Source organism: Sphingomonas psychrotolerans (genome assembly GCF_002796605.1).
Classification (GTDB): Bacteria; Pseudomonadota; Alphaproteobacteria; order Sphingomonadales; family Sphingomonadaceae; genus Sphingomonas; species Sphingomonas psychrotolerans.
This window is the reverse complement of record NZ_CP024923.1, coordinates 4,185,676-4,198,173: the sequence shown is the minus strand read 5'-3', so window position 1 is coordinate 4,198,173 and position 12,498 is coordinate 4,185,676. Positions and strand designations below refer to the sequence as shown.

Genomic DNA, 12,498 nt, shown 5'->3' with positions numbered 1-12,498 from the left:
CTTCCTGAGGACCTTCGTAGCGGTCGTCGATCAGGGATCGATGGCCGCCGCCGCGCGCACGCTCAACATCAGCCCCTCCGCGATTGCGCAGCAATTGAGCGCTTTGGAGCGCGAGCTTGGCGCACCGCTGATCGTGCGCGTCGGGCGGACGGTGCGGATGACCGAGCAGGGCGGGCGGATCCTCTCGCAAGCGCGCCAATTGCTGCGCGATGCCGCCGATCTCAAGAGCATCGCCAATGACGATGCGCTGAGTGGCGAGCTCCACCTGGGCGCGTGCACCACGCCGCTGATGGGCATGCTGCCCGAGATTCTGGCGCGAGTCAGCGCGCGCTTCCCCGACATCACCGTCCATATCGAATCGGGCAATTCCGCACAGCTCTATGCCCAGGTCGAGGCGGGCAATCTCGACGCCGCCTTCGTGCTCGAAGCGCCCTATCTGCTGCCCAAGACGAGCGACTGGATGGTACTGCGCGAAGAGCCCCTGATCGTACTCGCGCCCGCACGGCTGGCGCATCGCAGCCCGCACGACTTGCTCGCGAACGAACCCCTCATTCGCTACGATCGCAACCAATGGGGCGGGCGCCACGCCGACGAGTATCTCCGCAAGGCCGGGATCTGCCCGCACGAGCGCTTCGAGCTCAACGCGCTCAACGCAATCGCGGTGATGGTCGATCGCGGGCTGGGCGTGTCCATCGTCCCGGATTGGTCGCCGCCCTGGCCCGAGGGGATCAACATCGCCCGGCTGCCGCTGCCAACGCAGGAGATCGGCCGGCGGATCGGCGTAGTATGGTCGCGCAGCTCGATCCGGATGCGGCTGGTCAACATCCTGCTCGCCGAAGCGGTGGCGGCAACCCGACCCACCGCGCTGGGTCTGACGCCATGACCGGGACGACGCGGCGTGCCGTGCTGGCGGGAGGCGTCGGCATGGCCGCGGCGGGGGCGGTGTTCGGCCAGACCGCCGAGGTGCGAGTGGCGTGCCCCGCAGGCCGCTTCATTGGCGAACGGCTGGATGGTGGCATCAATCGCTTCCTCGGCATTCGCTACGGGCGCGCGGCGCGTTTCCAGCCGCCAATTGCCGAGGCGCCGAGCCGCGACCCGGTGTCCGCGGTGAAGCTGGGTCCCGTCTGCCCCCAACGCGGCAAGCGCGGGCCCCAATCGGAGGAATGCCTGGTCCTCAATGTCTGGACCCCCGATGCGACTCCCGCCGCACGCTTGCCGGTAATGATCTATATCCACGGCGGCGCCTATGCTTTCGGCAGCGGCGGAGACCCGGTATGCGACGGGCGCCATCTCGCCGGCCGCGGGGTCGTCGTCGTGACGCTCAATCACCGGCTGAACGTGCTCGGCTATCTCTATCTGGCGCGACTCTCTGCGACTTTTGCCGACAGCGGCAATGCCGGCCAGCTCGATCTCGCGCTGGCACTGCGCTGGGTGCGCGACAATATCGGCGCGTTCGGCGGCGATCCGGCGCGCGTGACTGCGTTTGGCGACTCGGGCGGCGGAGGCAAGGTGACGACATTGCTCGCGATGCCCGCCGCGACAGGCCTGATCCACCACGCCGCGACGATGAGCGGCCAGCAGGTCACCGTCTCCGGCCCGCTCAACGCCACACGGCGGGCGCGGGCTTATCTGGAGAAACTGGGGGTGAGTCCGAGCGATTTGTCGCCGCTCACGACTTTGCCGGTCGAACGGCTGATCGAAGCACTCGACGCCGAGGACCCGATCCTGGGCGGGTCGGTGCACATGGGCCCGGTGCTCGACATGCGCACGCTAAGGAGGCACCCGTTTTGGCCCAATGCGCACCCGGCGGCGGTCGCCGTTCCGATGCTTTCCGGCAACGCGCGCGACGAGATGCGGGGCTTCTCCGATCCCGACGGCGACTTCGTCCGCACGATGAACTGGACGAACCTGGCTACCCGCATCGCCGCCGAACTGCCGGTAGATCTACCCCCCGAATGGATCGTCGCCGAATACCGCCGCCACCTGCCGGCCGTGAGCCCCGCCGATGTCTATTTCCTGGCGACCACTGCAGGGCGCAGCTGGCGCGGACAGCTCGAAGTTGCCGAAGCACGCGCACGCGCGGGCGCGCCGGTGTGGTTGTACCAGGTCGACTTCGTATCGCGCGCTGATCCGCGCCAGGGCGCCTTCCATTGCATCGACGTACCGCTTGTTTTCGGCACCTTCGACGCTGCCGGCGCGGGCACCGGCACCGGCCCGGATGTCCGCACCGCGTCGCGCACTATTCAGGATCGCTTCATTGCATTTGCCAGAACCGGCAATCCGAACTTTCGCGAAGTACCGCATTGGCCCACCTACACCTCGCGCAAACGGGCAACGATGATCTTCGAACTCGCCGGTCACGTCGTGGACGACCCGCGCCGTTGGCAGCGCGAACTCTTTGCCGGCGCGCCCTATGTCCAGCCAGGAAGTTGAACGCAAACATTCCCTTATCTACCCTTAACGCAAATTGCTGCGGAGAGACAAAGGCGAAGACATTTGGCCTGGTAAGGCCTTCTCCGATTTGTGTGCGCACCAATGTCGAAAATCAGCAAGCATCCAAGAGCTTCACCAGTCACCGCAGCTATTAGGCCCGATGGGCAAAGAACGCTGCGATTGCCGTGTCAGAGCAACCATTTTGACATTGCCCCCTCCCCTGAAATGTCGACTTTTGGACCCGCTGCAAGCGCTCCAGATGGCCGAGATTGGCCGCATGCTGTTTGTTATCCATTCCCGCAAGTTCTGGGCCGTTAGCCGCTTGGCAGCTTTCAGGCGCCGATCGCGCGAAGCAGACATTCCAGCGTCGAGTCACCACCGAATAGCTGCTACCGCCGACTTGCGGATGGCTATCGTGCATATCACGTTCCCGGCATGATGACGCTGACACCAGCCGCGACATAGGGCGCTATTCCGGTCAGTCGAACCACCCGGACTGGCCGGAGCCGAGCGGTGATAGACGCTACTGCCGATCTTCGTTACGCCATCCACGTGAACATTGCGCCTGATCTTCCGAACGAAAGCCTGGGCGCGGTGCTTAAGACAGCGCTCGACGCGGTCATCGTCATGCGTCTCGACGGGACAATAGCCGGCTGGAACGATGTCGCCGAGCGCTGCTTCGGCTGGTCGTTCGACGAAGCGAACGGGCAGCGGATGAGCGAGCTGATCATTCCGCCGCGGTTCCGCGACGCGCACGAGTGCGGGCTGACGCATTATCTCGCGACCGGCGAGGGCCCGGTGCTCGACAAGCATATCGAGATTCATGCGCTGCATCGCGATGGGCGTGAGCTGCCGATCGAGCTGTCGATCACCCGGACCAGCCAGTTCGGCAAACCGGTATTCCTCGGCTTCCTGCGCGACATCAGCGATCGTCGGGAAGCCGCGCGTCGCCAGGAATTGCTGATCGGCGAGCTCAACCACCGCGTGAAGAACCTGCTCGGTGTCGTAGCCGCCATCGCCCATCAGACCGCACGCTCGTCGTCGACGATCGCGGACTTCGAAACGGCGTTCGCGGGACGCCTGGCCTCGATGGGCAAGGCGCACGAGATCCTGACCGCGGCGACATGGGAGCGCGCGCCGCTGCGCCGTCTGGTCGAGGAACTGCTCGCGGCCTACACGCAAGGGGATGGGGAGCGAGTGACGGTATCGGGTCCCGACGTCCTGCTGGCACCGCGCCATTTCCTCAGCATAAGTATGATCTTGCACGAGTTGCTGACCAACGCCGTGAAATATGGCGCGTTGTCCAACACAGTTGGCAGAATTGCGCTCAGCTGGACGCTGGACCATCAAACGCTCAAACTGATCTGGATCGAGAGCGGGGTCCCGAACGTCTCCGCGCCTAGCCGCCGCGGCTTCGGGTCACGCATGATCGAGCTTGCCGTATCGCACGAGCTTCACGGCACGGCGGCGAGCGAGTGGCGCGCGGACGGACTGGCGTTAACTCTAACATTCGGCATCGGATAAGATCGGATAAGGTAGTCATGGCGATGCACCTGAGCCTCCCCTCCCCATCGCGCTGCGCCGGCACACCTCCGACTGGTCATGGCGCGGCCACACGGCCGGCAACCCATCTCGAGGGAGTCGACCTGGATACTCCCCTGTTGGTCGTCGAAGATGAGGCGATGATCGCCTGGATGGTCGAGACGATGCTCGAGGAGATGGGATTCCGCTCGATCGCGATCGCCGCGACCGGCGACCAGGCGATTGCGCTCGCAGGATCGACACCGCCCGGCCTGATTGTCACCGATATCAATCTGGGGCCCGGCCTCGACGGGATTGCCGCGGCGGCGGCGATTCGGGCGGAGCGTCCCGCTCCGGTGATCTTCATCACCGGCTATGCAGGCGCGGAAGCCTATGCCCGCATTCAGGGCGAGGTGCCCGGCGCGGCGCTGCTACGCAAGCCGGTCTTGGTCGTGGAGCTGCGGTTGGCTGTCACACGCGCGCTGCGACCGGCAAGCTAGGCCCGGCGGCCGATCCGCCTGCCTGCGGGCCGGGTGGCGATCACGGCAACAGCGGAAGCGACGCGGTCGACCGCAGCCTCCTCCTCACGCGGATCCAACCCATCCGATCTGCGGCTGGGCCGCACGCGCATCGAAGCGGGCGTCGCAATCGACATGCCGCTGGCATCAAGGCGCGAGAACGTACTGCGTTTCGTTGGCGACCTTTCGGTGAATGCTTCGCTCAATGTGCGCGAAGTCAGCGGATTCGGGGCGATGCGCGACGCGACGTTCGGCATGGCGTGGGGGCCCATAGAGGGCGTGCAGATGCTCGCCACCGTCAGGCGCAGCGAGGCCGCGCCCGATATGGTGCAGCAATCGACGCCCGTGACGCGCGTTCCAAACGTTCCGGTATTCGATTATGGAAACGGTCGCACCGAGCTCGTCACGCTGATTATGGGCGGTAATCCGGACCTCGCCCCCGAGCGCCGGCTCGTCGGTTCACTCACGCTTTCCGTCAAACCGTTCGCCAAACGCGAATTGCGTTTCTCCGCCACCTATGAAGCAACGACGATCCGCAACCAGACGGGCACGGTCTATGCGATCACGCCGCAGACCGAGGCTGTGTTGCCGGATCTGTTCATCCGCGATCCCGCCGGACGTCTGGCGTCGGTCGCGTACCGGCCGATCAACTTCGGAGTCGAGCGCCAGCGCACGCTGAACCTGACGGTGAACGCTACCGGGAAACTGGGCAAGGCGCCGCCCGCCTCCCTTGGCGCCAAAGGCAAGGCGCCCGCGCTGACCAACTATTATGCCGGCATCGGGCCCAGCATCAAATTCAGCGACCGGCTGCAGCTACGCCCGGGCACTCCCGAACTCGACCTGCTGCGCGGCGACACGATCCGAGGTTGGGGCATGCCGCGGACCTATGGCTACGCCTATGGCGGGATAAACCATGGCGGCATGGACCTGACATTCAATGCTTGGTATCAGGGGCCGAACCGGATACGCAGCGCCGACCCGGCGGCGGATCTGCGCTTCTCGTCGATCTTCAAGCTCAACACAGGCGCTTATATCAGTCTCGGCGGCCTGCTGCCGCGCGAGAAGTGGGCTCGCAGGTTGCGGATAGCATTCGACGTTAGCATTTTCACCGACGCGCAGCAGCAGGTGCGCGATCGCAACGGGATCGTCCCGAACCGCTTGCAGCCGGACCACCTTGATCCCCTCGGGCGGACCGCCACAATTACGCTGAGAAAATTGTTCTAGTTGGCGCCCGAGCGTCCGCTTCTGGGCTTCCGCGCGACTGTGCTGAATGGCAACAAATGGGCGCACAGCTGACATTGAGGTGGACGAAACCGCGCGTCCCTTATGCGCCCGATAGCGGTCGTTCAGCGTCGCCGTGGTACTGCCCGAAAGCCGACATACCTTCAGGTTGAGAGCTAACGGTCGCAAATAGGCGAGGCATTCGTCGGCGAAATGCAACCGTTGCATGCAACGTCGCGTAGCGGTGGCGCCGTGCGCGGCCCGCCGCTGCAACTGCCCGCACCGGTTTCCCCTGCCTAGTGACGCTTCATCGAGCCGGCAGCGACGCCGGACGAAGTGGATAGAGGATACCTCCCAATGTCGAAGATCATGGTCATCGCGGCCGCCGTCTCGGGCCTTGTCATAACGACCTCCGCTTTCGCGCAGGACCGCGGCGAGCCCTCCAGCAGCCAGTCGGCCGGTTTCGGCGGGCGCAACGGCTCCGCCACCAATCTGCGGGACACCCCCCGCCGCGACGACGCCATAAAGCGTGAAATCCGGAGCAGCGGCGTCGTGGAGCCGCGCCAGACTCGCGAGCCGGCGTCGCGGAGCCAGGCGACCAACAATATGAAGCAGCTCAGCCTCGGCAACCACTAAGCAGCCTAACCGTGACTGGCTCCCTCCTCCCGAGAGGAGGGAGCCGCATCGTCTCAGCTGCGAAAGCCGATCCCGGGGCTCATGTATCGGTCCCTTACGCTCGCGACCGATCAGCCGACCTTCAACTTCCGCCTTCAGTCGCCTCCAGGGCTTGGTGAGTCGGCAGTGCGTCAATCCTCGCCACAGTCTGGCGTGCTGCGTCAGTTCGAATGAGCGGAGGAATCTCAGATCCCCGTGGCGGATTCATTTCAGACAGGCCTCCCGACCGCTGGCGGCCACCCAGATTTTTTCCAACGTTTCGTGTGAGATTGCACGGAGCGCCACAGCAAGGATGCTACTGTTCTGCGCCCAAGGGGTTTTTCAGGAGCCTCAAGTTTTCGCCCTGATGGCGGGAACAGAGTTTGCCATTGCGAAGCGATATCGACCGTCAGCTTCCATAGCTGCGCGCCGCGATGAGTTGTGCGAGATCCGGACTCCCGGACACGGTCAGTAGAAGATCGCCCCCGGACTTCGCTGCCTCAGGACCGAAATCGCGGATCAGGTGATCGCGCATCGCCTGGGAGATGAGCGCTTCGTCCTGGACGAACTGGGGCAGGCGCATCAGCTCCGCGGCATGGGCGTCATCGGCGTCCCTGTCACCTGACAGGTCTCCGATCCGTTCCATGGTGATCGGGTAGGCTGAAGGATTTCGCATGGCATTGCCTGCGGTCAGCAGCAGTCCGTCCATCAATACGATCTTGGGCATCGTGACGATGTTGAAGATCATGTAGCAGGGAAGGTGTCGGACGGAATCCGTGGCAGCGACGAAGACCTGGCCATCAATGGGGAGCATCGACCCGACATATCGGACATCGGGTCCGCCCAGCTCAGCTCTTAGCAGGCCTGATTCGTCGCGACGTACCATGCCATGCTGATGGAAAAATCTCCCCGGCGCTATGATCGCCGGATGCGTGGCACGCCAAAACCCCTCATAAGCTGCTCCGCGCACTCTAATTGACGCCAGGGCGGCGTCCAGCGTTTCCGCTGGAACGTCCAGGCCGCTCGGTTGTCCGCTTTGCGGACCCGGCGGATTGATCCCGAGCAGAGCGGCAAATTCGGTGGGCTCTCGCTCCCAGTCCAGCAGCGTCAGTTCTGGGAGCTTCCCGGCAAGAAGTCGTGTGAGGCGCTCTAGATTGTGCGCCGAGGGCCGAACGGCGCCCGAGGCCCAACGGCCCACCAGCGACTTGTCGACCCCCAGCTCCGCGGCAAGCCGGGCACGGCTCATCGTTAGCGCCTTCAGCGCGAGCGTGAGCCTTTCTCCAAAATTGTTCGTCATCGCTGCCCTCCGATCGCAGCCTGACCACTTGGACCACCAGATGCAACCCCGTTGCATTCCAGCGCAGCGTTCGACGACGGCCGACGCACCTGATCGTGAGTCTGTCCTTTCCGCATCGAGCCGCCGTCCGGCTCGGGCGCTGCATCCGTCCCTCTTCTGGAAGGTGGCGAGCCGAGCCGGGCGCAATCAGGAACAAAGGGACTCACCATCATGAACGCTCGGATCTCGAACCTCGCTCGCACCAGTCCACGCCGCAGGACCGTGTCGCGGCTCGCAGCACTCGCCACCTCAGCAAGCCTCGCAGCGATCGCATCGCCAGCGTACGCCCAGTGCGTCGAAGGCCCGCCGGCCAACTTCACCTGCGCAGGCGCGACCGACGTCCCGCAGATAATCGTTACCGATGATGCGACGGTGACCACCGTTCCCGGCTTTTCGATCGACGCCAGCGGCAATGGCAATGGCCTCGCCTTGCAGGTCTCCGGCGACGGGCTGATCAGCTTCGAAGGCCCGGGCGAACTCATCGGCTCGGGCGTGCGCTTCTCGACCACCGGAAGCAGCGCCGCATCCGCCGGAGAACTTCTGGTATCCTCGAACGGCAACATCCTGGCCAATGGCGCCATCGGACTTGGTCTCGACAATGCCGGCGGCGGCGCCACCTCCGTCCATTGGCAGGGGTCGATCGTGAACAGCGGCGGCCACGGCATATATGCCGGCAGCTCGCCTGGCGCAGGGGACCTCGTTCTGGTCATCAATGAGGTGACCGCCCGCGGTGACGGTGTCTGGGCACAGTATAATTCGGATGAATCGGTCATGATCACCGCCCTCGGCCCGGTCATTGGACGCGACGGCGTGGGCGTGCGGATTGATGCCGGCGCGTCAGCTGCGAGCGTCGAACTGAATGTGACCGACGCAACTGGCGGCACCGACGGCATCGCAATCAACAACATGGGCACGAACATCACCACAATCGACGCCGGCGGGGTGGTCACAGGGCTCAGCGGGGCAGGCATCATTGTAGAAACCGGCACAGACGCCCTCACGGTTGCAGTTCATGCGGCGCAGGTGAACGGCCAGACCGCCGGCATCCAGGTCAGCAACAACGGGGTTCGAGACACCGATATCATTGCGACCGGCCAGGTGGCCGCCACCACTTCGGCAGGCATAAACGCCATCAACGGGAGCAGCGCCCGGGACATCTCGATCGCAGCCGCCGACGTCGTGGGTTTGCTGGGCGTCAATGCATCCAACGGGGGAACCGGTTCGACCACACTGGTCACGACCGGTACTGTCGTCGGTTTCGGATCGGACGGAATTCGCGCAACCGCCAGCGTCGATGCGACCAACATCTTGGTGGACGCTCATAATGTCGAGGGCGATCGCGTCGGAATCTCGGTGCACAATGATGGAACCGGCACAACCGCAGTCCGCGCCAGCGGAACCGTGGTGGGTCAGAACGCCGACGGGATTGACGTCATCACGACGCAGTCCTTTCAGGGCACTACGGTGGATGCGGTCAACGTCACCGGCTATAACGGAATCTACGTTGACAATAATGGCGGCGGTTCCAACCATGTAACCGCTACGGGCACGGTCACCGGCAACGGCGCGACCGGAGACGGCATTCTGGTCAACAACCAGACTGGTGGAGCCGATATCCGCGTTGCGGCAGTCGACGTGTCGGGTGGGCGACGCGGCATCAGCGTCGAAAACTACGGCACCGAGACTTTGATCGCGACGACGGGTCTGGTCACCGGCGGCGAATCCGGCATCTTTGCGTTGAATGGCGTTGCCACGACCGACCTGACAATTCGCACTGCCAGCGTGCGTGGCGAGGATCAGGGAATTCTCACCGAACATTTCGGAACGGGCCGAACGGTGATCCTTGCAGGTGGTCCGGTGACCGGCGTCAACGGCGCGGGAATTCTCGTCAATGCGGATGGTGCCGGCGCGGTGGATGTGATTGCCGGGGACGTAACCGGAGGAAGCCGTGGCATTTCGATCTTCAACTCCGGCACGGGCACCACGAGGGTCGATGCAAGCGGCACAGTGACCGGCCTGGGCGCGGCCGGGCTCGCGATCAGGAATAGCGGCAGCGCCACGGGAATCGAGGTTCGGGCCGCTGCCGTGAACGGGCAAACGCTCGGCATCGAGGCGGAGAATTTCGGATCCGGCAACACGACCATCGCCGCCACAGGTTTCGTGGCGGGAGCTACCAACGCGGGCGTAAGAGCCCATAACAGCCTCGGCGCGGCCGATATCTCGATCACGGCGAGCGATGTCGCCGGAGCGATCGGTATCCTCGCCACCAGCGACGGCACCGGGGCGACCAGCGTTGTGTCGAGCGGCGCCGTCGTGGGCTTTGGCCATGACGCCATTCACGTCAGCACCGCGGCCACCACCACCAATGTGCTCGTCGACGTGTTCGATGCGGAAGGCCTCCAGTCGGGAATCCAGATCGACAATCTCGGAACCGGCACGACAACCGTCCATTCCAGCGGCACCGTTACAGGTCAGGTCTTCAGCGGGATCCAGATCGAGACGGGCACCTCTGCGCAGGATGTGATCGTCGATGCTGTGAACGTGACCGGGACGTCCGGCATCAATGTGCGGAACTTCGGCACCGGTTCGGCCAGCGTCGGCGCCACCGGCGCCGTCACGGGCACTGAGGCGGACGCCGCAGGCATAGTGGTGGTCGGCGGCACCGGATCGTTGGACCTCCGCGTTTCAGCCGTGACGGTCGAAGGCGGCGCCGTTGGCATCGATACGAGCAATCAGGGCAGCGGCCAGACGTTCATTGCCACTACCGGACAGGTCAAGGGCGGCGACTCCGGCATCGTCGCTCGCAATGGCCTTGGCGCTACTGATCTGACGATCCTCGCAACCGATGTTTGGGGCGCCAGCAACGGAATCGTCGCCGAGAATCTCGGCAGCGGCGACATGGATGTGACCGCGACGGGCAATGTTTTCGCGCTGGATCAGATGGGCATCCGCCTTTCGGCCGGCGCAGGTTCGGGCGATGTCACTCTCAAGGTGGGCAGCACGATCGGCGACTTGAACGGCGTTTCGATCGTCAACGCCGGGCTAGGCGAGACGCGAGTCCGCATCGACGGCGTCGCGCGGGGCGGAACGAACGCGATCGAGGTCTTTTCCAGTGCTGGCCAGGACGTGACCATCGTCAACAACGGTACCGTACGGAACATGTCGGGCCAAAGCGCCGACGAAGCAATCCGCGCCACTGGCGGATCGACCGGTATCGGCAATACCGGCACACTGTTGGGTACGCTCGCCATTTCGGGTGGCAGCAGCGTCGTGGCCAATACCGGAAGCTGGCGGAGCATCGGCGGGGTCAGCAGCTTCGGCACGGCCGACGACCAGCTGTTCAACACCGCGACGGGCACGATCGTCGGCGGATTGCTGTCGGGAGCGGCGGAATCAACTGTTTGGCAGGGGCTCGAGCGTTTCCAGAACAATGGCGTGCTCAAGCTTCAGGACGGCGGCGTCGGCGACATCCTCCAGACCTCGGCAGCCACCACCTTCGCCAACGGGTCGGTGCTGAACGTCGACATTGCCGGAACGAGCGGCGCGGACAGTTTCCGCACCACCGGGACGGTCGCGATCGACGCCGGCAGCCGACTGCAGGCAGTTACTACCCAACCGCTGGTGCTCCACGGAAAATATGTCGTGGTGCAGGCCGATGGGGGGCTGACCGGCCAGTTCGCCTTCGAGGACAAGCTGCTGACGGCGTTTGCGGGACTGCGCGACGGCTATACGCCAACCTCGGCGTTTCTCGAATTCGCCCAGCTCAAGGCTCTCGCGGGCGCCGGGCTCACGCCCAACCAGAAGGCAGCAGCGGGCGGGGCTGACAGTCTGCCCGACGGCAATGCGCTGAAGGACGCGCTACTGTTGCTGCCCACTGACGCCGCGGCACAGGCGGCCTTCGATCAGCTCTCCGGCGAGATCCACCCCTCCGCGCGCAACGCCATGGTCGAGGACAGCCGGCTGATTCGGGGCGCCGTGCTCGGCCGTCTGGCCGATGGCGAGGGTTCGGGGCTGTGGGGACGATTGTTCGCCGCTTCGGGGATCAGCGACGGCGACTCTAACGCCGCCGCTCTCGATCGCGATACGAAGGGAGGCGTGCTCGGACTAGATCGCAGCTTGGGTCCGGTGACCGTCGGGGTGGCGGGAGGCTGGTCCGACACCAGTCTCCGCATCGCGCGCCGCGACAGCAACGGCTCGATCGAGAGCATCCATGGTGTGGTATATGCCGGGGGGCGCTTCGGGCCGTTCGGGCTGCGTGGCGGGGCCGGCTATGCCCGTACCTCCACCGAGACCACGCGCCGGATCGCCTTTGCGGCGATCAGCGCGACACCGACTGCCGATTATCACGGCTCGGTGCTGCAGGGCTTTGTCGAGGCGGGCTATCGAGTGCCGCTGGGGGGCGGGCATGTCGAGCCGTTCGCCAGCCTGACCGCGATCCGCGCGAAGACCGATGCCTTCACCGAGGCCGACGGCCCGGCGGCGCTGTCGGGCACTGCGATTAGCGAAAAGACGATGAGCACGATGTTGGGCGCTCGCTTCGAGACCAGTCCGGCCGGCGCCTTCTCGTTGCGCGGCACCGCAGGTTGGCGCCATGCCTGGGGCGATCTCGACCCGGCCGGCCGCCACGCTTTTGCCGGCGGCACTCCTTTTACTGTCCTCGGTGCCGCAGGATCGAAGAATGCAGGCGTGTTCGACGTCGAGGCGCGCTATCGGATCTCCCCGAGCGTCACGCTGAGTGTCGGCTATAACGGCGTCCTCGGCGCCCGAAATGCCGACCACGCAATCACCGGGGCCTTCAAGATCGTCTTCTGACGA

General features: G+C 64.8%; 8 protein-coding genes. 7 read left to right on the top strand and 1 reads right to left on the bottom strand.

Going from position 1 to position 12,498, the window contains the following annotated elements:
- Positions 1-40 precede the first annotated feature (40 nt).
- From CVN68_RS19175 to CVN68_RS19145, 6 genes are all read left to right on the top strand, one after another.
- The gene (locus CVN68_RS19175; RefSeq protein WP_233503436.1) at positions 41-883 is read left to right on the top strand and encodes a LysR family transcriptional regulator; all 843 of its coding nucleotides are present in this window, start codon (positions 41-43) and stop codon (positions 881-883) included.
- Positions 880-2,433, top strand: coding sequence for a carboxylesterase/lipase family protein (locus CVN68_RS19170; protein ID WP_100283613.1), 1,554 nt, complete (start codon positions 880-882; stop codon positions 2,431-2,433). Before CVN68_RS19175 ends, CVN68_RS19170 begins: the two co-directional genes overlap by 4 nt.
- A gap of 594 nt (positions 2,434-3,027) precedes the next feature.
- Positions 3,028-3,957: a sensor histidine kinase gene (locus CVN68_RS19160; protein WP_233503435.1), complete on the top strand. Its 930-nt coding sequence runs from the start codon at positions 3,028-3,030 to the stop codon at positions 3,955-3,957.
- Between the two features lie 17 nt (positions 3,958-3,974).
- The gene (locus CVN68_RS19155; RefSeq protein ID WP_100283610.1) at positions 3,975-4,454 is read left to right on the top strand and encodes a response regulator; all 480 of its coding nucleotides are present in this window, start codon (positions 3,975-3,977) and stop codon (positions 4,452-4,454) included.
- A gap of 33 nt (positions 4,455-4,487) precedes the next feature.
- Complete coding sequence (locus CVN68_RS19150; protein ID WP_100283609.1) at positions 4,488-5,696, top strand: TonB-dependent receptor; 1,209 nt, start codon at positions 4,488-4,490, stop codon at positions 5,694-5,696.
- 354 nt (positions 5,697-6,050) lie between these two features.
- Complete coding sequence (locus CVN68_RS19145) at positions 6,051-6,329, top strand: hypothetical protein (protein WP_100283608.1); 279 nt, start codon at positions 6,051-6,053, stop codon at positions 6,327-6,329.
- Between the two features lie 427 nt (positions 6,330-6,756).
- On the opposite strand, the gene CVN68_RS19140 is transcribed toward CVN68_RS19145, so the two are convergent.
- Entirely contained in the window at positions 6,757-7,644 is an 888-nt protein-coding gene (locus tag CVN68_RS19140) for a helix-turn-helix domain-containing protein (RefSeq protein WP_158298963.1), read from the bottom strand.
- Positions 7,645-7,854: 210 nt separating this feature from the next.
- On the opposite strand from CVN68_RS19140, the gene CVN68_RS19135 reads away from it, so the two are divergent.
- Positions 7,855-12,495 (top strand): autotransporter domain-containing protein, encoded by a 4,641-nt coding sequence (locus CVN68_RS19135; protein ID WP_100283606.1) that lies wholly within the window; start codon positions 7,855-7,857, stop codon positions 12,493-12,495.
- Positions 12,496-12,498: the final 3 nt, after the last annotated feature.

What these genes read in the sequence shown, in the direction of transcription:
- CVN68_RS19145 (WP_100283608.1), top strand. Translation starts at nt 6,051, where the DNA reads ATGTCGAAGATCATGGTCATCGCGGCCGCCGTCTCGGGCCTTGTCATA.
- CVN68_RS19170 (WP_100283613.1), top strand. Translation starts at nt 880, where the DNA reads ATGACCGGGACGACGCGGCGTGCCGTGCTGGCGGGAGGCGTCGGCATG.
- CVN68_RS19155 (WP_100283610.1), top strand. Translation starts at nt 3,975, where the DNA reads ATGGCGATGCACCTGAGCCTCCCCTCCCCATCGCGCTGCGCCGGCACA.
- CVN68_RS19140 (WP_158298963.1), bottom strand. Translation starts at nt 7,644, where the DNA reads ATGACGAACAATTTTGGAGAAAGGCTCACGCTCGCGCTGAAGGCGCTA.
- CVN68_RS19175 (WP_233503436.1), top strand. Translation starts at nt 41, where the DNA reads ATGGCCGCCGCCGCGCGCACGCTCAACATCAGCCCCTCCGCGATTGCG.
- CVN68_RS19135 (WP_100283606.1), top strand. Translation starts at nt 7,855, where the DNA reads ATGAACGCTCGGATCTCGAACCTCGCTCGCACCAGTCCACGCCGCAGG.